The sequence below is a fragment of the Streptomyces sp. NPDC001502 genome (assembly GCF_042894785.1).
GTDB classification, from domain to species: Bacteria; Actinomycetota; Actinomycetes; order Streptomycetales; family Streptomycetaceae; genus Streptomyces; species Streptomyces kutzneri.
Map to the genome: position 1 here is coordinate 48,181 of NZ_JBIAVW010000011.1, position 24,741 is coordinate 72,921.

Genomic DNA, 24,741 nt, shown 5'->3' on the forward strand with positions numbered 1-24,741 from the left:
CCCGCCGGGGTGCGGCGAGACGGAACTCACTGCACTTCGGCGGGTCGCCCGCCAGGAAAAGGTTAAAATCGCAGCTGACCAGCGAGGACGGGGCGCCTTGTTGGTTCTGCACCGGGGCGCGTCATGCGGGCGGCGTACCGTATGGCCGCGGAAGCAGGTACCGTTAAACCCCTACGGACGGTCTCTCCACGGAGAGCCCGCTCCGAACCATGAACGCGTGTCAGACTCTGGGGCCGTCGAGCCCCGTCACCGAGGGGGTCGAGCCATGGGGCGCGGCCGGGCAAAGGCCAAGCAGACGAAGGTCGCCCGCCAGCTGAAGTACAGCAGCGGCGGGACTGACCTCTCGCGTCTGGCCAACGAGCTGGGCGCATCGACCGTGGAACCGCTGCCTGTCAGCGAGCCGGTCGAGGTAGACGACGACGAACTGGACGAGGACGACCCGTACGCTCGGTACGCGGACCTCTACAACAGGGATGACGACGACGAGGACGAAGAGTCCGGGCCGTCGTCACAGCGTCGCGGCGCTTGACGCCCTGAGGCGTCTGCACGACAGACAAAAGACTGAAACCCGGTCCAGGGCATCGCCCCGGGCCGGGTTTCAGTGCTGCTCAGCTCGCGTAGGAACCGGTCATGGTCGCGCCCTCGGTGTGGTCGCCGCGGTCCAGGATCTCTCCCGCGACCCACGCGTCGACACCCCGGTCGGCCAGTGCGGTCAGCGCCACGTCCACCGACTCCTGCGGAACGACGGCCATCATGCCGACGCCCATGTTCAGGGTCTTCTCCAGCTCCAGCTGCTCCACCTGACCGGCCCTGCCGACCAGGTCGAAGATGGCGCCGGGGGCCCAGGTCGAACGGTCGACCGTGGCGTGCAGGTGGTCCGGGATCACCCGGGCCAGGTTCGCCGCGAGGCCGCCGCCGGTGATGTGCGAGTAGGCGTGCACCTCGGCCGTACGGGTGAGGGCCATGCAGTCCAGCGAGTAGATCTTGGTAGGCTCCAGGAGCTCCTCGCCGAGGGTCCGGCCGAGCTCCTCCACGTGCTGGTCCAGCGACATCTTGGCGCGCTCGAAGAGGACGTGGCGGACCAGCGAGTACCCGTTCGAGTGAAGGCCGGACGAAGCCATCGCGATGACGGCGTCACCCGTACGGATGCGATCCGCGCCGAGCAGGCGGTCGTACTCGACGACGCCCGTTCCGGCACCGGCCACGTCGAAGTCGTCCGGGCCCAGCAGGCCGGGGTGCTCGGCGGTCTCGCCGCCCACCAGGGCGCAGCCGGCGAGGACACAGCCCTCGGCGATGCCCTTGACGATCGCCGCGACACGCTCGGGGTGCACCTTGCCGACGCAGATGTAGTCGGTCATGAAGAGCGGCTCGGCGCCGCAGACGACGATGTCGTCCATGACCATCGCCACCAGGTCGTGGCCGATGGTGTCGTACACGCCGAGCTGGCGGGCGATGTCCACCTTGGTGCCGACGCCGTCGGTGGCCGAGGCGAGCAGCGGGCGCTCGTAGCGCTTGAGGGCGGAGGCGTCGAAGAGGCCGGCGAAGCCGCCGAGGCCGCCGAGGACCTCGGGGCGCTGCGTCTTCTTCACCCACTCCTTCATCAGCTCGACGGCGCGGTCGCCCGCTTCGATGTCCACGCCTGCGGCTGCGTAGCTGGCACCGGTGGTCTTCTCTGTCATGACAGGAGAGAGCTTTCGTGTCGTTACTGCGTGTGGTGCCGGGCCCTGGGAGAAGCCTCAAAGACAGGGCCCGGCGCAGGTTGAGCCAGGGCTACGGGCGGCGGAGCGCGTCGGCGGCGTCCGTGCCGCCCGCGAGCTCGGACTCCAGCAGCTGCTTGCCCAGGAGCTGCGGGTCGGGCAGATCCATCGGGTACTCGCCGTCGAAGCAGGCACGGCAGAGGTTGGGCTTCTGGATCGTGGTCGCCTCGACCATCGCGTCGAGCGAGATGTACGAGAGCGAGTCCGCGCCCAGGGAAGTGGCGATCTCGTCGACCGTCATGCCGTTGGCGATCAGCTCGGCCCGGGTGGCGAAGTCGATGCCGAAGAAGCACGGCCACTTCACCGGCGGCGAGGAGATCCGGATGTGGACCTCCGCCGCGCCGGCCTCGCGGAGCATCTTGACGAGGGCGCGCTGGGTGTTGCCGCGGACGATCGAGTCGTCGACGACCACCAGGCGCTTGCCCCGGATGACTTCCTTGAGGGGGTTGAGCTTGAGCCGGATGCCGAGCTGGCGGATCGTCTGCGAGGGCTGGATGAAGGTCCGGCCCACGTAGGCGTTCTTGACCAGGCCGGATCCGTACGGGATCCCGCTGGCTTCGGCGTATCCGACGGCGGCGGGCGTGCCGGACTCCGGCGTCGCTATCACCAGATCGGCGTCGGCCGGGGCTTCCTTGGCCAGGCGCCGGCCCATCTCGACACGCGAGAGGTAGACGTTCCGGCCGGCGATGTCGGTGTCCGGGCGCGCCAGGTAGACGTACTCGAAGACACAGCCCTTGGGCTTCGCTTCCGCGAATCGAGAGGTGCGCAGACCGTTCTCGTCGATCGCGATGAGTTCGCCCGGCTCGACCTCGCGGACGAAGCTGGCGCCGCAGATGTCGAGGGCGGCGGTCTCGCTCGCGACCACCCAGCCGCGCTCCAGGCGGCCGAGGACCAGCGGGCGGATGCCCTGCGGGTCACGGGCGGTGTAGAGGGTCCCCTCGTCCATGAAGACGAGGGAGAAGGCGCCCTTGACCTGAGGCAGGACCTTGGCGGCCGACTCCTCGATGGTCAGGGGCTTGCCCTCGTCGTCGGTCTGACCGGCGAGCAGGGCGGTGACCAGGTCGGTGTCATTGGTGGCGGCCACCTGGGTGGCACGGCCGTCCTGACGGGGGAGGTCGGCGACCATCTCGGCAAGCTCGGCGGTGTTCACCAGGTTGCCGTTGTGACCCAGGGCAATGGAGCCGTGGGCGGTCGCACGGAAGGTCGGCTGGGCGTTCTCCCAGACGGAGGCCCCGGTGGTCGAATAGCGGGCGTGACCGACCGCGATATGACCTTGGAGCGAGCCGAGAGAGGTTTCGTCGAAGACCTGGGAAACGAGTCCCATGTCCTTGAAGACGAGGATCTGGGAACCGTTGCTCACAGCGATTCCCGCGGACTCTTGTCCACGGTGCTGCAGGGCATACAGTCCGAAGTAGGTGAGCTTGGCGACCTCTTCACCCGGAGCCCAGACACCGAAGACGCCGCAAGCGTCCTGGGGGCCCTTTTCGCCGGGGAGCAGGTCGTGGTTGAGTCGTCCATCACCACGAGGCACGCTTCCGAGTGTAGGCGAGATCGACCACTGGTCCGAATTGGGGACGGCCGGGAAATGTCACAGCACAGAGGGTGACCGATCCATTCCGTCTCGGCATCCGGAATGCCCCTGTTGACAGGCGCATGGGCATTCGTACAGGCTCTCGCCCCATGCAGCCTCTCGGTGACCGAACCGTCACCCTCGTCGAGCGCCGGCACGTGGACCTTGTCCGTGTCGCGAGCGCCATCTGTCGCTGTTCTGCGTAGTCACACGCCGCTTTCCGTTCTTTTCCTTTCCTGACCCCTGCCCGAGCCTGCCCTGCCGTGCCGCGCGCCGTCCCGCGCCGCCCGGGGCGGGCCGTCGGGCCATGCCTTGGAGTACCTGTGACCTCGTACGAACCCAACCTGTCCCGGCGCGCCTTCGGCGGCGCGGTCGGCGTGAGCGCGGCCGCCGCGGCGGTGGGGCTGGGCGCCGCCGCCCCGGCCGCCGCCGCCCCGGCCGCCGGGGACGGGCAGAACGCGCCGCAGGAGCGGGAGTTCCGGGCCGGGCGGCCCCGGCCGTCCCGCCGGCCGAACATCCTGTTCATCCTCGGCGACGACCTGGGCTGGGCCGACCTGTCCTCGTACGGCTCCCCGCACATCAAGACCCCGAACCTGGACCGCCTCGCCCGCCAGGGCGTCCGGTTCACCGACGCCTACTCGGGCTCCGCGACCTGCTCGCCGACCCGGTTCAGCCTGTACACCGGGCGCTACCCGGCCCGCACCAAGGGCGGGCTGGCCGAGCCGATCGCCGACAAGTCGGCCGGCCTGGACCCGACCCACCCGACGCTGGCCTCGCTGCTGAAGTCGGCCGGCTACTCCACCGCGCTGATCGGCAAGTGGCACGCGGGCTACCTGCCCGACTACAGCCCGACCAGGTCCGGCTGGGACGAGTTCTTCGGCAACTTCGGCGGCGCGCTGGAGTACTACTCCAAGCTGGGCCTGAGCGGTGAGTACGACCTCTACGAGGGCGACGCCGAGTACAAGGACCTGCGCTACTACACCCGGATCATCACCGAGCGGGCGAGCGAGTACGTCTCGCGCGACCACCACGGCAAGCCGTGGCTGCTGAACCTCAACTTCACCACCCCGCACTGGCCGTGGATCGCCGACGGGGACACCGGGCAGAGCGCCGAGATCGTCCGCCGGATCAAGGCCGGCGACGGGCGCGCCCTGTGGCACCAGGACGGCGGCTCGGTCGAGAAGTACAAGGAGATGGTCGAGGACCTCGACCGCTCGATCGGCGAGGTGTTGAAGGCGCTGAAGCGCTCCGGCCAGGAGGAGGACACCCTCGTCGTCTTCTCCAGCGACAACGGCGGCGAGCGCTTCTCGTACAACTGGCCGCTGTCCGGCAACAAGGCCTCCCTCCAGGAGGGCGGGATCCGCGTGCCGAACATCGCGCGCTGGCCCGCCCGGCTGGACGGCGGGCAGGTCAGCCACGTCCCGGTGTTCAGCCCGGACTGGACGGCGACGCTGCTGGAGGTCGCGGGGGCCCGCCCCCACCCGGCCTACCCGCTGGACGGGGTGAGCCTGGCCGGGTACCTGCTGCGCGGCGAGAAGGCGGCCGAGCGGGACCTGTTCTGGCGGGTCCGGGGTGAGCGGGCGCTGCGCCGCGGGGACTGGAAGTACTACCGCGGCAAGGCGGGCAAGGACCAGCTGTTCAACCTGGCCGGGGACGTCCGCGAGCAGGCCGACAAGGCCGCCGTGGAGCCGGCCCGGCTGGCGCAGCTGCGGGCGGCCTGGGAGAAGGTGGACGCCCAGCTCCTCCCGTACCCGGCCTGACCGATGCCATGATCACCGCATGACCGAACCCAGTGAGTACGTAAGCCGGTTGCCCGTCGGAGAGCCCATACCCTTCGACTCCGACGGCGTCGCCCTGTGGGAGACCTTCCCCTTCGACGGCGAGCTCGGCGTCAGGCCCCTGGAGCCGCCGGTGCTCCCCGAGCCGCCGCGCAACGGGGAGGACGGGCCGGAGGGCTGCGAGGTCTGCGTCCTGCCCGACTCCGCCTTCCTGTGGACCGACGAGCACTGGCGGCTGCGGGGGATCCACTCCGCCCTGCCCGCGATCGTGCAGCTCGTCCCGCGCGTCCACCGCGACCTGACGGACCTGCCGCCCGAGCGGGCGGCGGAGCTGGGTCCGCTGCTGCAGCGGACCGAGCGGGCGGTGCGCGAGCTGGGCGGGATCGCCCGGGTGCACGTCGCCAAGTACGGGGACGGGGCCGCCCACCTGCACCTGTTCCAGTTCGCCCGGCCGGAGGGCATGCTCCAGCTGCGCGGCTCCAACCTGCCGCTGTGGGACGACGTGCTGCCGCGGATCCCCGACGAGGTGTGGGCCGGATCGGCGCGCACCATCGCCGCCGCCATGGCGAAGGACGGCGGCACGGCGCACGTGTGAGTCACTCGGCGGCGGAGGCCGCCTTCGCGGTCAGGCCCTTGCCGTCGGGCGCGGTGAGGGTGAGGGTCCGGCCCTCGGCCTTCGCGGTGAGCGGGCCGCTGCCGAACAGCTGGGTCAGCGTCCGCTCAAGCTCGCCGACCCGTCCCTCGCAGGCCATCCGGGTCGAGGTCAGCGGCCCGAAGGTGACCGTGGAGCCCTCCACGGTGGCCTGGGCGCTGAACCGGTTGCAGCCGAGGCTGCCGCTCACGGTGAGGTCCGGGGCGATGGTGAACCGTGCCTTCCCGGCCGCCTCGGCGGGCAGGGAGGCCGCGGTCCCACCGCTGACCAGGGACTCCACGGTCCACTCGGTCGTGGTGAGCGGGGCGTCCGTGACCGCGGGCGCCGAGGTCATGGCGATGGTGCTCCCGTCGGCGGTCTTCAGGGTGAGCCGGTCGGGTCCCCGGTCGATCGCCAGCTTGCCCTGGAACAGCTTGGCGAAGGCCGTCTCGAACTCCATGTCCGCGCAGGCCATGGTGGTCGAGGCGCCGGGCGTGACGGTCACCGCGGAGGTACCGGCGAAGGCCGCCACCGCGGTGAATCCGTTGCAGCCGTAGTTGCCCTTGACCTCGTTCCGGCCGATGTCGAGGTGGGCGGTCTCGGGTGCGTGCAGGGTGCGGCCGCCCGTGGTCAGGGACTCGACGGCCCAGGAACCCATGGGGTCGGGCAGCCGGGCGCTGCGGCCGTCCTCGGTCCGGCCGCAGCCGGCGAGGGCGAGCGCGAGGGCCAGGGCCAGGCCCGCGGAGGCGGGGACGTGCCGGAAGGTACGCATGTCTCTGGGACGGACCGGGCGTCGCGAAGGTTCCACCATGGCTGTTCCCCTCAGCTCATCAGCGGGAGCAGCGCCGACAGATCGGCCCGCTCGCCACTGGCCCGTACGTGCGCCCCGTCGAGGGCCGCGGCCCATCCCGTACGGCCGGTCGCGAGCCGGATCCAGGTCAGCGGGTCGGTCTCCACCACGTTCGGCGGGGTGCCGCGGGTGTGCCGCGGGCCCTCGATGCACTGGACCACCGCGAAGGGCGGGACGCGGACCTCGACCGAGCCGCCCGGTGCCTTCAGGGCGAGGGCGTCGGCGAGCAGCCGGGTGCAGGCGGCCAGGGCCTGCCGGTCGATCGGGATGTCCAGTCCGGCGGCCCGGTTCAGGTCGTCGGTGTGGACCACCAGTTCCACGGTCCGGGTGACCAGGAAGTCGGCCAGGGTCATGTCCCCGATCCACAGGTCCAGCACGCGCTCGCCCGGATTCTCCGCGAGCGCCTGCGCCATCCGGGCGGCCGCCCGGTCGTACAGCTCGGGCAGCGGGGCCCCGGTCAGGGTCTCCCGGGCCGCTTCGGAGATCACCCCGGCGAGGGAGGCGGTGGCGAAGGGCCACTCGACCGCCGACAGCTCGACGACGGCGGCGGGCGGCCGGCCCAGGCCGGCGGCCAGCGAGTCCGCGATCCAGGCGATGTGCCCGGCGAGTTCGGCAACGCTCCAGTCGCCGAGCCCACTGGGCCGCGCCAGCTGCTCGGGCCCCAACTCCCCGACGGCCCGGCACACATGCGCGAACTGCGCGGTGACGGCCGTACGGATCTTCGCGGGGTCGTAGGTACGCGGCTTCTTCCCTCGGGGCGGCATGCCCCGACCCTACTCGGGCCGTCGGTTCCACCGACGCCGCGAGCCCCCGACCGCGGGATGCGGGCGGGGGCTCGTGGCCGAGGCTGTGCGATCAGGCCAGCAGGGCCGGGATCGTCGTCTCGTGGGCCTCGCGGAGCTCGGCCAGGGGGAGGGTGAACTCGCCCTGGATCTCGATCTCCTCGCCGTCCACCACACCGATGCGGGTGACCGGCAGGCCGCGCGCACCGCACATGTCGGTGAAACGGAGCTCCTCGCTGCGCGGGACGGCCACGATGGCGCGGCCCGCGGACTCGGAGAACAGGAAGGTGAAGGCGTCCAGGCCCTCGGGCACCACGATCCGGGCACCGTTGCCGCCGCGCAGGCAGGACTCGGTGAGCGCCTGGATCACGCCGCCGTCGGACAGGTCGTGCGCGGCGTCGATCATGCCGTCGCGCGAGGCGGAGATCAGGATCTCGCCGAGCAGCTTCTCGCGTCCCAGGTCCACCTTCGGCGGCATGCCGCCGAGGTGGTCGTGGACCACCTGCGACCAGGCCGAACCGCCGAACTCCTCGGCCGTGTCGCCCAGCAGGTACAGCAGCTGGCCGGCCTCCTTGAAGGCCATCGGCGTACGGCGGTTGACGTCGTCGATCACACCGAGGACCGCCACGACCGGGGTCGGGTGGATCGCGATGTCGCCCGTCTGGTTGTAGAGCGAGACGTTGCCGCCGGTCACCGGGGTGCCCAGCTCCAGGCAGCCGTCCGCCAGGCCGCGGCAGGCCTCGGCGAACTGCCACATGACGTCCGGGTCCTCGGGGGAACCGAAGTTCAGGCAGTCGGAGATGGCGAGCGGCTTGGCGCCGGTCGCCGCGACGTTGCGGTACGACTCCGCCAGCGCCAGCTGCGCGCCCGTGTACGGGTCGAGCTTGGCGAAGCGGCCGTTGCCGTCGGTGGCCATGGCCACGCCGAGGTTGGACTCCTCGTCGATGCGGACCATGCCCGCGTCCTCGGGCTGCGAGAGCACGGTGTTGCCCTGGACGAAGCGGTCGTACTGGTCGGTGACCCACGACTTCGACGCCTGGTTCGGGGAGGAGACCAGCGCGAGGACCTGCGCGCGCAGCTCCTCGGAGGTCTGCGGGCGCGGCAGCTTGCCGGCGTCGTCCGCCTGGAGCGCGTCCTGCCAGGAGGGGCGCGCGTAGGGGCGGTTGTAGACGGGGCCCTCGTGGGCGACGGTGCCCGGGGGCACGTCCACGATCTGCTCGCCGTGCCAGAAGATCTCCAGGCGCTCGCCCTCGGTCACCTCACCGATGACGGTGGCGATGACGTCCCACTTCTCGCAGATCTCCATGAAGCGGTCGACGTGCTGCGGCTCGACGATCGCGCACATGCGCTCCTGCGACTCGCTCATGAGGATTTCCTCGGGCGAGAGCGTCGCGTCGCGCAGCGGCACGGTGTCCAGCTCGACCCGCATGCCGCCGGAACCGGCGGAGGCGAGCTCGGAGGTCGCGCAGGAGAGCCCGGCGCCGCCGAGGTCCTGGATGCCCGCGACCAGCTTCTCCTTGAAGATCTCCAGGGTGCACTCGATGAGGAGCTTCTCCTGGAAGGGGTCGCCGACCTGGACGGCGGGGCGCTTGGTGGGCTTGGTGTCGTCGAAGGTCTCGGACGCGAGGACCGAGACGCCGCCGATGCCGTCGCCGCCGGTGCGGGCGCCGTAGAGGATGACCTTGTTGCCGGGGCCGGAGGCCTGGGCGAGGTGGATGTCCTCGTGCTTCATCACGCCGATGCAGCCGGCGTTGACCAGCGGGTTGCCCTGGTAGCAGGCGTCGAAGACGACCTCGCCGCCGATGTTGGGCAGGCCCAGGCAGTTGCCGTAGCCGCCGATGCCCGCGACGACGCCGGGCAGGACGCGCCGGGTGTCGGGGTGGTCGGCCGCGCCGAAGCGCAGCGGGTCCACGACCGCGACCGGGCGGGCGCCCATCGCGAGGATGTCGCGGACGATGCCGCCGATGCCGGTGGCCGCGCCCTGGTAGGGCTCGATGTAGCTCGGGTGGTTGTGCGACTCGACCTTGAAGGTGACCGCGTAGCCCTGGCCGACGTCGACGACGCCGGCGTTCTCGCCGATGCCGACGAGCATGGCGTCGTTCTGGGGGGCCTTCTCACCGAACTGCTTCAGGTGGACCTTGCTGCTCTTGTACGAGCAGTGCTCGGACCACATGACCGAGTACATGGCGAGCTCGGCGCCCGTGGGGCGGCGGCCGAGGATCTCCCGGATCCGGGCGTACTCGTCCTCCTTGAGGCCGAGTTCCTTCCAGGGCTGGGAGGCGTCCGGGGTTTCGGTGGCGTTCTTGACGGTGTCGAGGCTCATGCGCTGACCAGCTTCTTCAGGACCGAGGTGAAGAACGGGAGGCCGTCGGTGCGGCCCGTCCCGATCAGCGGCTCGACCGCGTGCTCGGGGTGCGGCATGAGGCCGACGACGTTGCCCGCGGCGTTGGTGATGCCGGCGATGTCGCGCAGCGAACCGTTCGGGTTGCCGTCCAGGTAGCGGAAGGCCACTCGGCCTTCGGCCTCCAGTTCGTCGAGCGTGCGCTCGTCGGCGGTGTAGCGGCCGTCCATGTTCTTGAGCGGTACGGAGATCTCCTGGCCGGCGGTGTAGTCGCCGGTCCACGCGGTCTCCGCGTTCTCCACCCGCAGCTTCTGGTCGCGGCAGATGAAGTGCAGGTGGTTGTTCCGGAGCATCGCCCCCGGCAGCAGGTGGGCCTCGGTGAGGACCTGGAAGCCGTTGCAGATGCCCAGGACGGGCATGCCGCCCTTGGCCTGCTCGATGATGGTCTCCATCACCGGCGAGAAGCGGGAGATGGCCCCGGCGCGCAGGTAGTCCCCGTAGGAGAAGCCGCCCGCGAGGACGACCGCGTCGACCTGGTGCAGGTCCTTGTCGCGGTGCCACAGCGAGACCGGCTCGGCCCCCGCGAGGCGGACGGCGCGCAGCGAGTCACGGTCGTCGAGCGTTCCGGGGAACGTGACGACTCCGATGCGAGTGGTCACCGTCAGGCCTCGACCTTCACGGTGAAGTCTTCGATGACGGTGTTGGCGAGGAACGTTTCGGCCATCTTGTGGATGCGGTCGAGGGCGGCCTGGTCGACCGGTCCCTCCACCTCAAGCTCGAAGCGCTTCCCCTGGCGGACGTCGGCGATCCCTTCGAAGCCCAGGCGCGGCAGTGCACGCTGCACCGCCTGGCCCTGGGGGTCGAGGATCTCCGGCTTGAGCATGACGTCGACTACGACGCGTGCCATCGGGCACTCCCGTGTGGTGGTTGGTGCGAAGGCGGTTCCATCAGCGTACCCGGCTGAAATTTCTACGCGGGTAGATATCCCGGGGGCGTGATCACCGGGCCGTTTCGGCTTCACCAACGCTTCGCAAAATCCGCCGGAAAACCACGCGCCCGGCATTGCGGCGGGACACGCGGAGAGAATTAACTGGGCTTCGCAATGCAATGGGAATCGAGGTACAAAGGAATCACTCCGGATTCCGGATGAAAGTTGCATTGCCCCGAAACATCCACACAGGCGACATCGCCCCACGTCAGCAGGTGGCGACGTCGCACGAAGGGACCGATATCCGTGGCGCAGCGCGTAGTAGTCACGATCTCCGACGACATCAGTGGCGGAGAAGCGGCGGAAACGGTCGTGTTCGCTCTGGACGGAAAGTCCTACGAGATCGACCTCAATGTGGCGAACGCAAAGAAACTGCGGAAGGGCCTCGCCCCCTTCGTGGCCGCCGGCCGCCGCCAGTCACGCTCGGGGAAGGCCTTCAAGCACACCGCCGTCGCCCCGGACCCGGCGGTCGTCCGCGCCTGGGCCCGGTCGAACCAGTTCGACGTGCCGCCGCGCGGGCGCATCCCGAAGAAGATCTACGAGGCCTACAACGCAGCCCACTGAGCGTCGATTTGCCATGCACCCCCATCCGTCGGCTAGTGTGTGGATCACGCCAAGGGGCCAGACCGCAGGTCAAAGCCTCCGAGGTCGTGCGGGTGTAGTTCAGTAGCAGAACATCCCTCTTCCAGAGGGAAGGCGCAGTGTGCGATCCCTGTCACCCGCTCTGCATCACTTCCGGACCACTGCTGTGGATCGGGTAGAGTGATGCACGCATCGCCTCACGGCAATGCAGTGCATGCGGACGTAGCTCAGTTGGTAGAGCACCACCTTGCCAAGGTGGATGTCGCGCGTTCGAGTCGCGTCGTCCGCTCTGTATGCAGAAGGCCCCGATCATTGCGATCGGGGCCTTCTTCGTGTTTCCCCCGACTTCGGCACCCGGGGCGCCGGGTCTGCTGACAAATGTCATCGGCGGCGGTGACAGGGCGCACTGCCGACCCGGCGCCGGCGCCGCGAGCCTTGGAACATGACTGAGACCGTGATCGAAGCCGAGGGCCTGCGCCGCGGCTACGCAGGAGGGTTCGAGGCCGTACGGGGCGTCTCCTTCTCCGTGGCCCGGGGCGAGATCTTCGCCCTGCTCGGCACCAACGGCGCGGGCAAGACCTCCACCGTCGAACTGCTGGAGGGGCTGGCCGCGCCGAGCGAGGGCCGGGTGCGCGTCCTCGGGCTCGACCCGTACGCACGGCGGGCCGAGGTCCGCCCGCGCACCGGGGTCATGCTCCAGGAGGGCGGCTTCCCCTCCGACCTGACGGTGACCGAGACCGTCCGGATGTGGGGCGGGGTCACCACCGGCGCCCGCCCGGCGGCGGAGGTGCTGGAACTGGTCGGCCTGGCCGCGCGGTCCTCCGTACGCGTCAAACAGCTGTCCGGCGGTGAACGGCGGCGCCTGGACCTGGCGCTGGCCCTGCTCGGCCGGCCCGAGGTGCTCTTCCTGGACGAACCGACCACCGGAATGGACCCGGAGGGCCGCCGGGACACCTGGGCGCTGGTCCGGGAGCTGCGGGCACAGGGCACCACGGTGCTGCTGACCACGCACTACCTGGAGGAGGCCGAGGAGCTCGCGGACCGGCTCGCCATCCTCCACGAGGGCGAACTCGTCCTCTCCGGCAGCCCGGCCGAGGTGACCGCCACCCGCCCGGCCCGGATCCGCTTCACCCTGCCGGCCGGGGTGCCCGCGGCCCGGCTCCCGCTGGCGCTGCGCGCGGCGGCCCACGGGCAGCGCGTGGAGATCCGTACCGAACGCCTCCAGGCCGACCTGGCCGAACTGCTGGACTGGGCCCGGGAGTGCGGCGTGGAACTGGCCGGGCTCGACGCCCGGTCCGCCTCCCTGGAGGAGGCCTTCCTGGAGATCGCGGAGAACCGGCGCACCGCCGGCGGCCGCACCGAGGACAACGCGAAGGCGGGGACCCGATGAACATGCTCACCCTGAACCCCGGCCGGCTCACCGCGCTCGGCCGCTCGGAGCTCACCCTGCTGGTGCGCAACCGGGCGGCGCTCGGCCTGGCCGTCCTGATGCCCCTGCTGATGGTGTTCATCCTGCGCTCCTCGCTGAGCGGGGCCGAAGGCGCCGAGGCGGTCGGCGTGGCCACCCTGACGGGCGGGATCGGCATGGTGCTGATCCTCGTCGTCCACATGAACCTGGTGTCCGCCTACGTCGCCCGGCGCGAGGAGCTCGTCCTCAAGCGGCTCCGTACAGGCGAGGCGACCGACGTGGAGATCCTCGCCGGGACCGCCCTGCCCGCCGCCGTGCTGGCACTCGGCCAGATCGCCGTCCTCTGCGTGGGCGGCGCGATCGCCCTGGATGTGCCCATGCCGCAGAACCCCTTGCTGCTGGTGGTGGCCGTCCTCGCCGGCATCGTGGTGCTGGCCGGGCTCTCCGCGCTGACCAGCTCCGTCACCCGCACCGTGGAGACGGCGGGCCTCACCACGCTGCCGCTGTTCCTGGCGACCGTGCTCGGCTCGGGGCTGTTCCTCCCGGCCGACGCGCTGCCGGACGTGGTGGCGTCGCTGTGCGAACTGCTGCCGCTGAGCGGGGTGATGACCCTCGTACGGGCCGGTTGGAGCGGCGCGGGGGACGCGGACCTGGTGGGGGCCTCCCTGGTCACGCTGGCCTGGACGGTGAACTCCGTGTTTGCTGTTCAGCGGTGGTTCCGCTGGGAACCGCGCCGGTAGAGCGAGTCGGGGGACGGGAAACGTGTCGAAAATGACCGGGTGGTGGAAGAACCGCAGCAGTGCGGGAAAGGTCGAGCTCTACACCCGGGGGTCGTTCCATCTCTTCGTCCTCCTGGAGGTCGTGTCCTTCGGGCTGATGCCCGTGGTCGCCACCGCCGCCGGGACGTCCTCGGTCCTGGTGCCGCTCGCGCTCCTGCTCATGGTGTGCGGCCATGCGGTGCTGTGCGGGGTGCTCACCTCCAAGGCGCTGCACTGGGTGGTGGACCGGCGCGAACGCCCCACCCGGCTGGCGGTGGCGACCGCCGTCGCGACGGCCGTGTGCACCCTGGCGGTCTTCACGCTCCGGGCGACCGGACACATCTCCGAGCCGACCGTGGCGCCGACGCTGGTGTCGGGACTGACGTGGTTCGCCTCCGGATCGCTGGTGCTGTGCCTGCGGTCGGTGAAGCGGATGCGGTACGTCCCCTTGGCGGCGGCGGTCGCGACGGGGCTGGCCTCGCTCGCCCTGGGCACGCCGGCCGCCACGGCCCTGGGGTACTGCGTGGGCGTCCTGCTGGGCAGCCTGTTCTTCGGCGCCACCTGCGGTTTCTCGGCATGGCTGCTGAGGACGGTCTACGAGCTGGACCGCTCGCGCGAGATGGAGTCACGCCTCGCGGTGGCGGAGGAACGCCTGCGGTTCGGCCGTGACCTGCACGATGTGATGGGCCGCAACCTGGCGGTGATCGCGCTCAAGAGCGAGCTGGCGATACAGCTGGCCCGGCGCGAACGGCCGGAGGCGGTGGAGCAGATGATCGAGGTGCAGCGGATCGCCCAGGAGTCCCAGCGGGAGGTACGGGACGTGGTGCGGGGCTACCGGGAGGCGGACCTCTCGGTGGAACTGGAAGGCGCGCGCGGCGTGCTCAGCGCGGCCGGAATGGACTGCCGCGTGGACTTCCGGGCCGTGCGGGGCAGGGAGCTGCCGGCCGAGGTCCAGTCGGCCCTCGGCTGGGTGGTGCGGGAGGCGACGACGAACATCCTGCGGCACGGGGACGCCCACCGCTGCCTGATCCGGCTGACCGCCGCGGAGACGGGCTCCGTGACGCTGGTGGTGGAGAACGACGGGGCGCCCGAGGCCCCGGCCGGGCCGCCGGGCTCGGGGCTGGCCGGGCTGCGAGAACGACTCGCGGCCCTGGACGGGACGTTGCAGGCGGGGCTGGTCGGCGACGGCCGCTTCCGGCTGCTGGCACAGATCCCGGACCGACGACTGCAAGGACTGGAGGTGCGGGCGTGAGCCCCGTACGCGTACTGCTCGCCGATGACGAGCATCTGATCCGGGGCGCGTTGGCGGCGCTGCTCGCGCTGGAGGACGACCTGCTCGTCGTCGCGGAGGCGGCCTCGGGCCCCGAGGCGCTGGCGATGGCGCGGGCCCACCGGCCGGACGTGGCGGTGCTGGACCTGCAGATGCCGGGGGCGGACGGTGTGAGTGTCGCCACATCCCTGCGGGCCGAACTGCCCGACTGCAAGACCATGATCGTGACCAGTCACGGCCGTCCCGGGCACCTGAAGAGGGCGCTGGCGGCGGGGGTGCGTGCCTTCGCCCCGAAGACCGTTTCGGCGCAGCGGCTGGCCGAGCTGATCCGCACCGTGCACGCCGGGGGCCGTTACGTGGACCCGGAATTGGCGGCCGACGCGATCAGCGCGGGGGACTCGCCGCTGACCGCGCGGGAGGCGGAAGTACTCGAACTCGCGGCGGACGGGGCACCGATCGCGGAGATCGCGGAGCGGGCCTCGCTGTCGCAGGGGACGGTACGGAACTACCTGTCCTCGGCGGCGACGAAACTGGGCGCGGAGAACCGGCACACGGCAGTGCGTCTCGCACGCGAGCGAGGTTGGGTATAGTGGTTCTCGCGTTACGGCGCACCTGCGGACATAGCTCAGTTGGTAGAGCACCACCTTGCCAAGGTGGATGTCGCGCGTTCGAGTCGCGTTGTCCGCTCTGTAACGAAGAAGCCCCCGGTCCTCGGACCGGGGGCTTCTCTCGTCTCTGCGTCCCTGCGTCCCTGCGTCTCTACGACCAGGACTGGCCGGTGAGACGCTCGAAGGCCTCGATGTACTTGGCGCGGGTCCGGGCGACGACCTCCGCGGGCAGGGCCGGCGGCGGGAGCTCGCCCTTGCGGTCCCAGCCGGACTCGGGGGAGGCCAGCCAGTCGCGGACGTACTGCTTGTCGAAGGAGGGCTGCGAGCGGCCCGGCTCCCACGCGTCGGCCGGCCAGAAGCGGGAGGAGTCCGGGGTCAGCACCTCGTCCGCGGCGACCAGGGTGCCGTCCTTCGGGTCGAAACCGAACTCGAACTTGGTGTCCGCCAGGATGATCCCGCGCTCGCGCGCGATCTCCCGGGCGCGGCTGTACACGGCGAGGGTGGTCTGGCGCAGCAGCGCCGCCGTCTCGGCGCCGGCGGTGCGCGCGACCTCCTCGTAGGGGACGTTCTCGTCGTGCTCGCCGACGGCGGCCTTGGCGGCCGGGGTGAAGATCGGGGCGGGCAGCTCGGAGCCGTCCACGAGTCCCTCGGGGAGGGCCAGGCCGCAGACCGTGCGGGTCTGGTCGTACTCGACGAGGCCGGAGCCGGTGAGGTAGCCGCGGGCCACGCACTCGACCGGGACCATGTCGAGGTTCTTGCAGATCAGGGTGCGGCCGGCCCAGTCGGCGGGGGCGCCGGCGGGCAGGTCGGTGGAGATGACGTGGTTCGGGACGAGGTCCGCGAGCTGGTCGAACCACCACAGGGAGAGCTGCGTCAGGACGCGGCCCTTGTCCGGGATCTCGGTGGGCAGCACCCAGTCGAAGGCGGACATGCGGTCGCTGGCGACCATGACGAGGCGGCCGTCCTCGTCACGGTAGAGGTCGCGCACCTTGCCGGTGTGGAGGTGGACGAGGCCCGGAACCTGAACCGGCTCGGGCTTTTCGACGAATCCGGACACGGGGTCTCCCTGTGGTTCTGTATGAAGCGCACCCCGATTCTCGCGCACCTGTGACCCCTCCCGTGGACAGGGGTCCGCGCCGCGGGCCGGTCGCGGGTCGTTCGCGGGGGTCAGTCGTGCTTGCAGATCCGGTCGAGGAGATTGGCCGTGGCCCGCTGCACGCGCTCGTCGACGTGGCCGGGGCGGTCGAGGGCCGGGGACCAGGCGAAGGTGCCCGAGGCGAAGACCAGCGCGCCGCTGGGCGCCCGGTAGAGGGAGGTCTCCTGGTGGCGGCGGTGGCCCTCGCTGTCGAGGTACGGGGAGTGCGCCAGCAGGATCCGGTCCTGGTGCTCGGGGAGCTGGGTGCGCGGGAAGTAGCGGTCGGCCTCACCCGCGACCAGGCCGGGCAGCTCGTCGTTCTCGCCCGCGCCGGTGGAGTCCCAGAGCCAGTGGGTGGCGTTGCGCACGATCAGGGGCGCGGGTTCGGGGACCCGGCCCGCGTACTGGATTCCGAGCAGCTGCTGCTCCGGGCGGTCGACCTCGCGCCACAGGCTGGGGCGGCCCGGGCCGCGCCGTTTTCGGCAGGTGAGGAGCCGGTCGTCGACTCCGGAGGGCGACGGACCGAGCTCGACCTGCCAGTACATGGTGTTGGCGGAGAGGAAGACGAGCGAGGTGCCGTGCCGACGGGCGCGCTCGACGGTGCGGCGCATGGGGGCCGACCAGTACTCGTCGTGGCCGGGGAAGACCAGGCCGCGGTAGCGGGTGGGGTCCACGCGGCCGGCGTGCAGGTCGCGGGTGTCGGCGTAGGCGATGTCGTAGCCGTAGCGCTCGGCCCAGCGGATGAAGTCGTAGGCGTGGCCGACGTGCAGGGGCAGGCCGGCGCCCGCGTAGGGGCGGTCGAAGGACACGGTGACGGCGGCGTCCTGCTCGCCGAGCAGCCGGCCCTCCTCGTCCCAGGCGTGGTAGAGGCTGGCGCCGCTGCGGCCGTCCTCCGGATAGAGGTTGTAGGCCTGCCAGGTGATGTCCGGGAGCAGGAGCAGGAGATCGGCGGGGTGGTCGTCGCGGACCGTGAAGGGGATGTGGGAGCGGTAGCCGTCGGCGGTGGTGAGCACGGCGACGTACGCGCCGACGCTCCAGTAGGAGGGGACCTGGAGACGCCAGGACAGCCACCAGTGGTGGCAGGAGACGGTGCGGTCGGCGGCGAGCGGGGCCGGCTGGACGATGCCGGAGAGCCGGGGGCTGGTGGTGATCTTGGAGGCGCCGTCGCCGCCGTAGTGGCCGATCCGGTAGACGTCGACGGAGAACTGCTGGGGCGGGTCGACGGTGATGTGGAAGTCGATGGCCTCGCCGGGGGTGACGGCCCCGGTGGACGCGAAGCCCTTGATCTGGCGGTGCACGTCGTCGGCGGTGCGGGGACCGCCGTTGCCGCGGGCGCGGGGGATCTGGCCGGTGCCGGCCGCCGCGGCGGCCGGGTCCACGTACCAGGGCACGACCTGGCCGGTGTCGTCGAAGTACAGCTCACTGCCCCGGAACCAGGGCAGGGGGCCCTGTCCGAAGGGGTCGTTCACCGCGTGCGCGAGCGCACCTGACTCCCAACGCCGGATCTGGTCCGCACCCATGACCGCTCCCCTCCCTCGCTCCCCCGAACGGGCGTACATCGCTTCGGCGCGCGGTTCCTGGCTGAGCTGAGACGGTGCTTCTCGGCACCCGCTCCGGAACATCCAGCCGCGACCGGTCCCAGCACATCACATAACGCACGCAGTCCGTCACTGTTCGTCGCGAATTGACGGGACCGGAACATTGACATCCGGTTTCCCGTACGAGCCGTAGTCCTCCCGGGGGCCGCCCTCGACCCGCCTCAGACCAGGCGGACCGGCTTCTCCGGGCGGACTCCGAGGGCCGAGAGCCAGTCCCGCAGCGGCTCCGGGTTCCCCTCCTCGACCAGGCACAGCACGCGCGGCGCCAGGTCGGAGCGGCGGTCGCCGCCCACCAGCAGGACCGGCCCGTCGAGCCAGTCCAGCCCGGGGGTGGCCCCGGCCGAGTCCACGGCCGCGCAGCACACCATCGCCGTGACGTGGTCGGCCAGCAGGTCCCGGCCGCTGCGCGGCGGCTGGAGCGGGAACAGCGGGACGGCGTCCGCGCCACGGGCCTTCCCGGCCCCGGCGGCAGGACCCGCGGCGCGCTCCTCGCGGGCCAGCTCCCCGGTGATCCGGCCGGCCAGCGCCTCGCCGGCCGCGCCCTCGCCACCGAGGTCGGTGAGATAGCCCAGCACCCGCTCCAGGGTGGGCCCGGCGAAGGCGTCCCCGGTGGGGGAGGGGGAGTCGGCGGCCGCGAGCGTGGCGGGACCCGCCGACCCGGCCGCTCCCGAGGCGCCCGAAGAGCCGGGGCGGGCCGCGGCCCCGGCGGATCCGCCCGGGGCGGCAGGAGAGGCCGGAACAGCCGGTGCGGGGGATCCCGCAGGGCCGGCGGGCAGCCCCGCCGGGACGGCCAGGGCGTCCAGTGCCGCGTGCAGGCGGGTCGCCTCCGTCCGCCACTTGCGGTCCACGACCTCCTCCGGGTACGCCGCCCAGTCCACCGGGGACCAGTCCGGACCGGCCTCGGCCGGACCTCCGTGGAAGAGCCGCGCGGCCAGCAGCGAGGTCGCCTCGTCGATCAGCCCGGGCTGCTCCAGCAGGTCGCAGGCGGGGCGCTCGCCCAGCCGCGAGGTGAACCCGTCGGCCAGCCGGTCCCGCCGGGACAGCTCGGTCAGTGCGGAGACCACCCCGGCGTCGAGGTGCGCCGGCCAGCGGCCCATCCGCCAGGCGGGCAGCGCGACCCGGGTCAGCAGCCGGTCCCAGCCCGCGTAGGCGAGGCCGACCTGCTCCTGGGCGACGATGCGCAGCCCGTAATCCACACCCTGTGCACGCTCCGAGGCGGCCGCGGCCACCCCGCGCTCCATCTCGGCGGCGTCCGTCCGGCACAGCCGCAGCAGCAGCCGGGCCGGTGGGGCGATCCAGCCGAGGCCGCGCCGGCCGCCCACGTCCACGGCCGCGTCCAGGCCGCGTACAAAACCGCGCGCGTCGGCTATGTCCGGGTGCGCGGAAGGGCCCGTACCGGCGACGACGGGCGCGAGGACCGCCCGTAGCTCCGCGACCCGCATCCACCACAGGAAGGGCGAGCCGATCACCAGCACCGGGGCGGCGCCCGGCTCGGACTCCGGCCCGACGGGTCCGGACGCGCCGCCGAAGACGCGGGCGGCGCCGCGGCGGTGGGCCGCGTGGCTGCGGTCCTCCAGCCAGCTGTCGCAGTCCGGCGTCAGGGCTATCGCGGAGGGCGGCGGCACGTCCATCCGGTCGGCCAGGTCCCGCACCAGCCGGTAGAGATCGGGCGCGGCGGCCTCCGAGAGCGGCACCGTCGGCGTCACGGCGGGGCTCGCCCGGAGCACCACCGCGGCGAAGGCAGCGCCGACGAGCAGCACGATCGCGGCGACCACGCACACGACGAGGGTCACCGTGGGCCAGGGGTCACCGGCCAGCCGGCCCGTCGCCCGGGCGGCCACCAGGACCACCGCGAGGGCGGCGGGCAGCAGCCCGACGGCCGAGGCCCTGCTGCGCACGCGCAGCACGGCCAGAGCGCGGGAACGCGCGGACGGCGCGCCCGCTTCCATGATCGAACCGGTTCCGGACACGGCCGGACCTCACCCCCTCTGCCCTGCGGCGACGTTGCTCACTCCCCCACTGTGACACCCGCCACTGACATCGCAATGCCGGTGGGCCAAGTGCCGGAATGCTTGGCATCGCACCCTAGTTGGGGCACGCGCGGCCGTCAGGCAGACCGGGGGACGATCACCCGATGGAATGGCTTTGGGCAAAGGTGGATGCGTTCGAACGCGGCCGGATGCAGTCGCACGCGGACACGCCCGCGGGCCCGGGCGCACGAGGTGCGCACCGGGCCCGCGGGTCTGCGGAGCCGCTGGTCAGCGGCCCTCGGCCGCCTTGGCCGCAATATCCGTACGGTGCTGCGAGCCGTCGAGACGGATGCGCGCCACCGCCTTATACGCCTTCTCGCGCGCCTGCGCCAGATCGGAACCGGTCGCCGTCACCGACAGCACCCGGCCGCCCGCGCTGACCACCGCGTCGCCCTCGTGCCGGGTCCCGGCGTGCAGCACGTAGGCGTCCGGCCCGTCCTCGGCGGCCACCTCGGCCAGACCCTCGATCGGGTCCCCGGTGCGGGGGGTCTCGGGGTAGTTGTGGGAGGCGATGACCACCGTGACAGCCGCGTCCTCGCGCCAGACCAGCGGGGGCAGGGCGTCCAGGGTGCCGTTGGCGGCTCCCAGCAGCACGCCCGCGAGGGGCGTGCGCAGCCGGGCCAGGACCACCTGGGTCTCGGGGTCGCCGAAGCGCGCGTTGAACTCGATGACCCGGGTGCCGCGGCCGGTGATCGCGAGGCCCGCGTAGAGCAGCCCGGAGAAGGGGGTGCCGCGGCGGCGGAGCTCGTCGACGGTCGGCTGGAGGACCAGCTCCATGACCTCGTCGACCAGCTTCGGGTCGGCCCAGGGCAGCGGGGAGTACGCGCCCATGCCGCCGGTGTTGGGGCCCTCGTCGCCGTCCAGGGCGCGCTTGAAGTCCTGCGCCGGCTGGAGCGGGACCACGGTGACGCCGTCGGTGATGGCGAAGAGGGAGACCTCGGGGCCGTCGAGGTACTCCTCGATGACCACCCGGTCGCAGGCGAGCGCGTGCGCGCGGGCGACGGCCAGGTCTTCGGTGACCACGACGCCCTTGCCGGCGGCGAGGCCGTCGTCCTTGACGACGTACGGGGCGCCGAAGGCGTCGAGGGCCTCGTCCACCTCTTCCGGGGTGGTGCAGACGTAGCTGCGGGCGGTCGGGACCCCGGCCGCGGCCATCACGTCCTTGGCGAAGGCCTTGGAGCCTTCGAGCTGCGCCGCCTCGGCGGACGGGCCGAAGACGGGGATCCCGGCGGCGCGCACGGCGTCGGCGACGCCGGCGACCAGCGGGGCCTCCGGACCGACGACGACCAGCCCGGCTTCGAGTTCGGTGGCGAGAGCGGCCACGGCGCCGCCGTCGAGGGCGTCGACCGGGCGGAGCTCGGCCACCTCGGCGATGCCGGCGTTGCCGGGAGCGCAGTACAGCGCGGAGACGTCGGGGTCGAGGGACAGAGAGCGGCACAGGGCATGTTCGCGGGCGCCGCCGCCGATGACGAGGACCTTCACGCTGCTCAGACTAGCCCGGACGGCGCGGCCGCCTTCGTGCGGCCACCCAATCAGGACCGGTCACTCATTTGTGTATTCCTCCACAACGGTGGCTCCGAGCTCGCGCACGATCAGGTCGTGTCCGGACAGCGCGCTCTCGACGAGGTCGGGATCGTCGTCCTCGGCGAAGTCGTCCTCGGGGGCGACCGGCGGGGGCGCGTGCTGTACGGGGGGCTGCGGGGCGGGAGCCGACTGCTGGGACGGCTGCTGCTGCGTGTACGGCGCGGCAGGCGGGGCCTGCGGGGCGGGAGCCTGCTGCTGCGCCTGGGCCGGCGGCGGGCTGTAGGCGGGGGCGGGCGCGGCCGGGGCCCCGTACGAGGAGCCGTACGAGGAGGTCTGGACCGGGGCCGGGGCACCGCCGCCGATGACGGCCTCGATCTTCCAGTTGACCTGGAACTGCTCGGACAGGACCGCCTTCAGGACGTCCTCGCTGCCACTGCTGGCGAAGTTGTCGCGGGCTCCGACATTGGGGAAGCCCAGCTGGAGGGTGGTCCCGTCGAAACCGGTGACCTGGGCGTTCTGGCTGAGCAGGATCCAGGTGAAGCGGCGGCGGTTCTTGACGGCCTCCAGCACGCCGGGCCACATCGCCTGCACCTGCCCGGCTCCGGCGGCCATGCCGGGGGAGGGCGCGGGGGCCGGAGCGGGGGCGGCGGCCGGAGCGGCGGGCGCGGGAGTGGGGGCCGGGGCGGACGCGGCCGCGCCGGGCCAGGCACCCGCGGCCGGAGCGGCGGCGGCCGGGGCCGCGGCTCCGGGCCAGGCACCGGGCGCGCCGCTCCCGGGCTGCGCGGCGCCGGGCCAGGCGCCGGGGGCGGAGGCCGCCGGGGCGGGAGCGGGGGCGGGGGCGGCCGGGGCGGGAGCGGCAGCGGGCGCGGGGGCCGGGACGGCCTGAACCGGCTCGGGAGCCTGCACCGGGGCGGGCGCGGGCGCGGCGGCGCGGGCGGCGGCCGCACCCCCACCCGGACCGGCGGGCGCCATGGCATGCGCCTCGGGCCCGGGCACGTAGCCCATGGCGGGCGCGGCGGCCGGCGGCGCGGCGAAGGCCGCGGCGGCGGGCGGGCCGCTGCGCTCCAGCCGGTCGAGCCGGGCCTGGAAGGACCGCTCGTCGTCGAAGGCGGCGGGCAGCAGCACCCGGGCGCAGATCAGCTCCAGCTGCAGCCGCGGCGAGGTCGCGCCCCGCATCTCGGTGAGCCCGGTGTTGACCAGGTCGGCGGCGCGCGACAGCTCGGCGGCCCCGAACACGGATGCCTGGGCCTGCATCCGCTCCACGACATCGGCGGGGGCGTCGATCAGCCCCTTCTCCCCGGCGTCCGGCACGGCGGCCAGGATCACCAGGTCGCGCAGCCGCTCCAGCAGGTCGGCGACGAACCGGCGCGGGTCGTTGCCCCGCTCGACGACCCGGTCGACGACCTCGAACGCGGCCGCCCCGTCCCCGGCGGCGAAGGCGTCGACGACGGAGTCGAGCAGCGAGCTGTCGGTGTAGCCGAGCAGCGAGGTGGCCATGGCATACGTCACACCGTCGTCGGCGGCGCCGGCGAGCAGCTGGTCCATGACGGACATCGAGTCACGTACGGACCCGGCGCCGGCGCGCACGACCAGCGGCAGCACGCCGTCCTCGACCTGGGCGCCCTCGCGCCCGCAGACCTCGCCCAGGTAGTCCCGCAGGGTGCCGGGCGGCACGAGCCGGAAGGGGTAGTGGTGCGTCCTGGACCGGATGGTCCCGATGACCTTCTCCGGCTCCGTGGTGGCGAAGATGAACTTGAGGTGCTCCGGCGGCTCCTCGACCACCTTCAGCAGGGCGTTGAAGCCCGCCGAGGTGACCATGTGGGCCTCGTCGATGATGTAGATCTTGTAGCGGCTGGACGCCGGCCCGAAGAAGGCCTTCTCGCGCAGGTCACGGGCGTCGTCCACACCACCGTGCGAGGCGGCGTCGATCTCGATGACGTCGATGGACCCCGGCCCGTTCCTGGCCAGGTCCCGGCAGGACTGGCACTCCCCGCAGGGGGTGGGGGTGGGACCCTGCTCACAGTTCAGGCACCGGGCGAGGATGCGCGCGCTGGTGGTCTTGCCGCAGCCGCGCGGCCCGCTGAACAGGTACGCGTGATTGACCCGGTTGTTGCGCAGGGCCTGCATCAGCGGGGCAGTGACATGCTCCTGCCCGATGACCTCGGCGAACGACTCGGGGCGGTAGCGGCGGTACAGCGCAAGGGACGACACGTATACGAGGTTATCCGGGCCCACCGACATCAGCGGCCCGCCGAAGCCCCTGGGGGGCATCCCGGACCCTGCCCGGAACGCAAAGCGCCCCCCACGCACCCGCCAGAGCCCACTTACCCTTGCTGCCTTCCGGCCCTGGGGGAGTTGGGTGAGATAGCGCCACGTGAGGGGCTGGCCCCACCCTAGCGGATGGAAGGCCCCGGAATCGAGCCGGACCCCGACCTGCTCTCCCCGTGACGATCACGTTCGCGAGCACCCCTCAACGTCTTGTATTGTTTGCGGCGGAGGATTCGCCTAGTGGCCTAGGGCGCACGCTTGGAAAGCGTGTTGGGGGCAACCCCTCACGAGTTCGAATCTCGTATCCTCCGCCAGTGCCTCACCGGGCACTTGAAGGCCCCGACCGGGAAACCGGCCGGGGCCTTCTGCGTTCCGTGGTCTCAGTTCCAGTCTCAGCTATTTGCGACATAGGTGGATGACCCACCATATTTCGGCCTCAGCCTCCGGCGAAGAGCGAGGTAGGCGAGTGCCTCCCGCTCTCCGACGGTGGCGATCCGGTCGCGGTACTGATCACGGATGTCCGCCAGCGCCCGCTCGAAAGCGGTACGCCGCACCAGATCCGGCGTCCCTTGGATGCCCGCCTCGATCTCCGCGATCGTGATGACGCTCAGATAGAGGGCAGGAGCTGGAACAGACCGAGCCCAGGCGACGACGGCCGGGGCAGGCCTCGGCCGGGTGGTGATCTCGGCGACCACATTGGTGTCGAGCAGATAAATCAGCACGTCGCAGCGGCCAGCGTCGCCGCCACGGCAGCCGCCGTGGGCGCTCTGCTCCGCCATACCGCCCAGGTGCTGGGTACCAGTGACCACCAGGAAACCGTCATCGCCGCCCTGTCCGAGCTCGCGGCAGGACGGCAGCCGCAC

Annotated in this window: 22 protein-coding genes, 4 tRNA genes and 1 other RNA gene; 13 read left to right on the plus strand and 14 right to left on the minus strand. The window is 72.0% G+C overall.

Features of this window, described 5'->3' with window-relative positions:
• The first annotated feature begins 265 nt into the window (after positions 1-265).
• Entirely contained in the window at positions 266-529 is a 264-nt protein-coding gene (locus ACFY0D_RS20785; RefSeq protein WP_030009392.1) for a DUF3073 domain-containing protein, read from the plus strand.
• A gap of 79 nt (positions 530-608) precedes the next feature.
• On the opposite strand, the gene purM is transcribed toward ACFY0D_RS20785, so the two are convergent.
• Both purM and purF read right to left on the minus strand, forming a co-directional pair.
• Positions 609-1,679 (minus strand): phosphoribosylformylglycinamidine cyclo-ligase, encoded by a 1,071-nt coding sequence (gene purM / locus ACFY0D_RS20790; RefSeq protein ID WP_390799613.1) that lies wholly within the window; start codon positions 1,677-1,679, stop codon positions 609-611.
• Between the two features lie 91 nt (positions 1,680-1,770).
• The gene (gene purF, locus ACFY0D_RS20795) at positions 1,771-3,288 is read right to left on the minus strand and encodes an amidophosphoribosyltransferase (protein WP_390799614.1); all 1,518 of its coding nucleotides are present in this window, start codon (positions 3,286-3,288) and stop codon (positions 1,771-1,773) included.
• A gap of 149 nt (positions 3,289-3,437) precedes the next feature.
• Here purF and ACFY0D_RS20800 point away from each other — a divergent pair, with 149 nt between their 5' ends.
• From ACFY0D_RS20800 to ACFY0D_RS20810, 3 genes are all read left to right on the plus strand, one after another.
• Positions 3,438-3,533 (plus strand): putative leader peptide, encoded by a 96-nt coding sequence (locus tag ACFY0D_RS20800; RefSeq protein ID WP_324617183.1) that lies wholly within the window; start codon positions 3,438-3,440, stop codon positions 3,531-3,533.
• Between the two features lie 117 nt (positions 3,534-3,650).
• Positions 3,651-5,087, plus strand: coding sequence for a sulfatase (locus tag ACFY0D_RS20805; protein WP_390799615.1), 1,437 nt, complete (start codon positions 3,651-3,653; stop codon positions 5,085-5,087).
• A gap of 19 nt (positions 5,088-5,106) precedes the next feature.
• Positions 5,107-5,700: an HIT family protein gene (locus ACFY0D_RS20810; protein ID WP_390799616.1), complete on the plus strand. Its 594-nt coding sequence runs from the start codon at positions 5,107-5,109 to the stop codon at positions 5,698-5,700.
• 1 nt (position 5,701) lies between these two features.
• Here the strand turns inward: ACFY0D_RS20810 and ACFY0D_RS20815 are convergent, their stop codons facing one another.
• From ACFY0D_RS20815 to purS, 5 genes are all read right to left on the minus strand, one after another.
• The gene (locus ACFY0D_RS20815) at positions 5,702-6,508 is read right to left on the minus strand and encodes an META domain-containing protein (RefSeq protein WP_390799617.1); all 807 of its coding nucleotides are present in this window, start codon (positions 6,506-6,508) and stop codon (positions 5,702-5,704) included.
• A gap of 50 nt (positions 6,509-6,558) precedes the next feature.
• On the minus strand, positions 6,559-7,350 hold the full coding sequence (locus ACFY0D_RS20820) for a sterol carrier family protein (RefSeq protein WP_390799618.1): 792 nt from the start codon (positions 7,348-7,350) through the stop codon (positions 6,559-6,561).
• A gap of 91 nt (positions 7,351-7,441) precedes the next feature.
• Positions 7,442-9,691, minus strand: a complete 2,250-nt coding sequence (purL, locus tag ACFY0D_RS20825; protein WP_301369308.1) for a phosphoribosylformylglycinamidine synthase subunit PurL — start codon at positions 9,689-9,691, stop codon at positions 7,442-7,444.
• The gene (purQ, locus tag ACFY0D_RS20830) at positions 9,688-10,368 is read right to left on the minus strand and encodes a phosphoribosylformylglycinamidine synthase subunit PurQ (RefSeq protein WP_030768819.1); all 681 of its coding nucleotides are present in this window, start codon (positions 10,366-10,368) and stop codon (positions 9,688-9,690) included. The genes purL and purQ overlap by 4 nt, the downstream gene beginning before the upstream one ends.
• Positions 10,369-10,370: 2 nt before the next feature.
• Positions 10,371-10,616: a phosphoribosylformylglycinamidine synthase subunit PurS gene (gene purS, locus ACFY0D_RS20835; protein ID WP_030009438.1), complete on the minus strand. Its 246-nt coding sequence runs from the start codon at positions 10,614-10,616 to the stop codon at positions 10,371-10,373.
• Between the two features lie 327 nt (positions 10,617-10,943).
• Between purS and ACFY0D_RS20840 the strand changes: the two genes are divergently transcribed.
• From ACFY0D_RS20840 to ACFY0D_RS20875, 8 genes are all read left to right on the plus strand, one after another.
• Positions 10,944-11,261, plus strand: coding sequence for an Lsr2 family protein (locus ACFY0D_RS20840; protein WP_390799619.1), 318 nt, complete (start codon positions 10,944-10,946; stop codon positions 11,259-11,261).
• A gap of 88 nt (positions 11,262-11,349) precedes the next feature.
• Positions 11,350-11,421, plus strand: a tRNA-Gly gene (locus ACFY0D_RS20845).
• 74 nt (positions 11,422-11,495) lie between these two features.
• Positions 11,496-11,568, plus strand: a tRNA-Gly gene (locus ACFY0D_RS20850).
• Between the two features lie 153 nt (positions 11,569-11,721).
• Complete coding sequence (locus ACFY0D_RS20855; protein WP_390799620.1) at positions 11,722-12,669, plus strand: ABC transporter ATP-binding protein; 948 nt, start codon at positions 11,722-11,724, stop codon at positions 12,667-12,669.
• A complete protein-coding gene (locus tag ACFY0D_RS20860) occupies positions 12,666-13,427 on the plus strand; it encodes an ABC transporter permease (RefSeq protein ID WP_390799621.1) in 762 nt (253 codons plus the stop codon). Before ACFY0D_RS20855 ends, ACFY0D_RS20860 begins: the two co-directional genes overlap by 4 nt.
• A 31-nt stretch (positions 13,428-13,458) precedes the next feature.
• Positions 13,459-14,697, plus strand: a complete 1,239-nt coding sequence (locus tag ACFY0D_RS20865; protein WP_390799762.1) for a sensor histidine kinase — start codon at positions 13,459-13,461, stop codon at positions 14,695-14,697.
• Positions 14,694-15,305 carry a response regulator gene (locus tag ACFY0D_RS20870; protein WP_390799622.1) on the plus strand — a complete coding sequence of 204 codons (612 nt, stop codon included), beginning with the start codon at positions 14,694-14,696 and terminating at the stop codon, positions 15,303-15,305. Before ACFY0D_RS20865 ends, ACFY0D_RS20870 begins: the two co-directional genes overlap by 4 nt.
• 24 nt (positions 15,306-15,329) lie before the next feature.
• Positions 15,330-15,402, plus strand: a tRNA-Gly gene (locus ACFY0D_RS20875).
• 72 nt (positions 15,403-15,474) lie between these two features.
• Here the strand turns inward: ACFY0D_RS20875 and ACFY0D_RS20880 are convergent.
• The 6 genes from ACFY0D_RS20880 to ffs form a co-directional block, all read right to left on the minus strand.
• Entirely contained in the window at positions 15,475-16,380 is a 906-nt protein-coding gene (locus ACFY0D_RS20880) for a phosphoribosylaminoimidazolesuccinocarboxamide synthase (protein WP_390799623.1), read from the minus strand.
• Between the two features lie 110 nt (positions 16,381-16,490).
• Complete coding sequence (locus tag ACFY0D_RS20885; RefSeq protein WP_301369289.1) at positions 16,491-17,978, minus strand: N,N-dimethylformamidase beta subunit family domain-containing protein; 1,488 nt, start codon at positions 17,976-17,978, stop codon at positions 16,491-16,493.
• A gap of 239 nt (positions 17,979-18,217) precedes the next feature.
• Positions 18,218-20,026: a hypothetical protein gene (locus tag ACFY0D_RS20890; RefSeq protein ID WP_390799624.1), complete on the minus strand. Its 1,809-nt coding sequence runs from the start codon at positions 20,024-20,026 to the stop codon at positions 18,218-18,220.
• Positions 20,027-20,314: 288 nt separating this feature from the next.
• Positions 20,315-21,568 carry a phosphoribosylamine--glycine ligase gene (purD, locus tag ACFY0D_RS20895; RefSeq protein WP_390799625.1) on the minus strand — a complete coding sequence of 418 codons (1,254 nt, stop codon included), beginning with the start codon at positions 21,566-21,568 and terminating at the stop codon, positions 20,315-20,317.
• A 60-nt stretch (positions 21,569-21,628) separates the two neighbouring features.
• The gene (locus ACFY0D_RS20900) at positions 21,629-23,821 is read right to left on the minus strand and encodes a DNA polymerase III subunit gamma and tau (protein ID WP_390799626.1); all 2,193 of its coding nucleotides are present in this window, start codon (positions 23,819-23,821) and stop codon (positions 21,629-21,631) included.
• A 77-nt stretch (positions 23,822-23,898) separates the two neighbouring features.
• An RNA gene (gene ffs, locus ACFY0D_RS20905) (signal recognition particle sRNA small type) lies at positions 23,899-23,997 on the minus strand.
• A 107-nt stretch (positions 23,998-24,104) separates the two neighbouring features.
• Between ffs and ACFY0D_RS20910 the strand changes: the two genes are divergently transcribed.
• Positions 24,105-24,192: transfer RNA gene (locus ACFY0D_RS20910), tRNA-Ser, on the plus strand.
• A gap of 78 nt (positions 24,193-24,270) precedes the next feature.
• Here ACFY0D_RS20910 and ACFY0D_RS20915 read toward each other — a convergent pair.
• A complete protein-coding gene (locus ACFY0D_RS20915; RefSeq protein ID WP_390799627.1) occupies positions 24,271-24,741 on the minus strand; it encodes a PIN domain-containing protein in 471 nt (156 codons plus the stop codon).

What these genes read in the sequence shown, in the direction of transcription:
- ACFY0D_RS20785 (WP_030009392.1), top strand. Translation starts at nt 266, where the DNA reads ATGGGGCGCGGCCGGGCAAAGGCCAAGCAGACGAAGGTCGCCCGCCAG.
- purM (WP_390799613.1), bottom strand. Translation starts at nt 1,679, where the DNA reads ATGACAGAGAAGACCACCGGTGCCAGCTACGCAGCCGCAGGCGTGGAC.
- ACFY0D_RS20800 (WP_324617183.1), top strand. Translation starts at nt 3,438, where the DNA reads ATGCAGCCTCTCGGTGACCGAACCGTCACCCTCGTCGAGCGCCGGCAC.
- ACFY0D_RS20810 (WP_390799616.1), top strand. Translation starts at nt 5,107, where the DNA reads ATGACCGAACCCAGTGAGTACGTAAGCCGGTTGCCCGTCGGAGAGCCC.
- ACFY0D_RS20815 (WP_390799617.1), bottom strand. Translation starts at nt 6,508, where the DNA reads ATGCGTACCTTCCGGCACGTCCCCGCCTCCGCGGGCCTGGCCCTGGCC.
- ACFY0D_RS20820 (WP_390799618.1), bottom strand. Translation starts at nt 7,350, where the DNA reads ATGCCGCCCCGAGGGAAGAAGCCGCGTACCTACGACCCCGCGAAGATC.
- purL (WP_301369308.1), bottom strand. Translation starts at nt 9,691, where the DNA reads ATGAGCCTCGACACCGTCAAGAACGCCACCGAAACCCCGGACGCCTCC.
- purS (WP_030009438.1), bottom strand. Translation starts at nt 10,616, where the DNA reads ATGGCACGCGTCGTAGTCGACGTCATGCTCAAGCCGGAGATCCTCGAC.
- ACFY0D_RS20855 (WP_390799620.1), top strand. Translation starts at nt 11,722, where the DNA reads ATGACTGAGACCGTGATCGAAGCCGAGGGCCTGCGCCGCGGCTACGCA.
- ACFY0D_RS20860 (WP_390799621.1), top strand. Translation starts at nt 12,666, where the DNA reads ATGAACATGCTCACCCTGAACCCCGGCCGGCTCACCGCGCTCGGCCGC.
- ACFY0D_RS20865 (WP_390799762.1), top strand. Translation starts at nt 13,459, where the DNA reads ATGACCGGGTGGTGGAAGAACCGCAGCAGTGCGGGAAAGGTCGAGCTC.
- ACFY0D_RS20885 (WP_301369289.1), bottom strand. Translation starts at nt 17,978, where the DNA reads ATGGGTGCGGACCAGATCCGGCGTTGGGAGTCAGGTGCGCTCGCGCAC.